Below are 932 nucleotides of genomic sequence, written 5' to 3' on the forward strand. Positions count from 1 at the left end.
CCCCCCGCCTCCGGGAATCACCCCCACCGACACCTCCGGCAACCCCACCACAGCGGTCCGGTCCGCCACGATCACGTCACACGCCAGCGCCAGCTCGAACCCACCCCCGAGCGCGAACCCGTGCACCGCCGCCACCGTCGGCACCGGCAGCTCCAGCACCCCGGTGTACGCCCCCCGCGCGACGGGCCGCTGCCGCACCAGCTCCGCGTCGCTGAACGAGTTCCGCTCCTTCAGATCGGCCCCGACGCAGAACGCCCGCTCATGTGTCGAGGTCAGGGCGACCACGCGTACGTCCCTGTCCTCACCGAGCGCCGCGCACGCCCCGGCGATGGACCGCGCCATCTCCGTCGACACCGCGTTCATGGCCTTGGGCCGGTCGAGGACGAGCTCCGCGACATGCCCCTGCTCATGCCGCCGCACCAGCACGAACTCCCCGAACCGTTCCTCACTCATGACACCCTCCGGTTAACGCGGGTTAACACCATCACCGCTCCGATCATCGCAGCCCCGCCCCACCCGCGAAAGAGCGGACGCGTCCGGCTCCCGCACCACGGTCCCGCCCACCCGTTCGAGTGACATCACCCCAACTCCGGTCCGATCGCCCAGGGGAGCGCATAGCGTGCATCCGCCGCGGCGCAGTGGGGGCGCGTGCGTACCGGGGAGGGGCCATGACAACGCCGAACACGCCGCCGAAGCCACAGCGGGACACCGGGGTACTGGGGGAAACCGACCCCTTCTCACCCCGCGCCGCCCGAGGGCGCCACCGCAAGCCCCGCCCCCGCAAAGCCCTGCTCGCCGCCGGCGGCCTCGCCCTGGCGGCCGGCGCCCTGAGCCTCGTCCGCCTGGCCTCCGGCCCGGGCACCGACAGCGTGGGCAGCGTCGAGGCCGAGCCCCGCCCTGACCCGGTCACGACCGGGGACGAGGTCACGGAC

Annotated in this window: 1 protein-coding gene and 1 pseudogene; one reads left to right on the forward strand and one right to left on the reverse strand. The window is 73.4% G+C overall.

Annotation, left to right across the window (positions count from 1 at the left end; genetic code table 11):
• On the reverse strand, nt 1-453 hold a 453-nt coding region (locus tag CCL05_RS43115; RefSeq protein WP_143590069.1), incomplete at its 3' end, for an enoyl-CoA hydratase/isomerase family protein.
• A 215-nt stretch (nt 454-668) separates the two neighbouring features.
• Between CCL05_RS43115 and CCL05_RS43120 the strand changes: the two are divergent.
• A pseudogene (locus CCL05_RS43120) lies at nt 669-932 on the forward strand (hypothetical protein); the annotation flags it as partial.

The sequence above is a fragment of the Streptomyces africanus genome, from assembly GCF_002150735.1.
Classification (GTDB): Bacteria; Actinomycetota; Actinomycetes; order Streptomycetales; family Streptomycetaceae; genus Streptomyces; species Streptomyces africanus.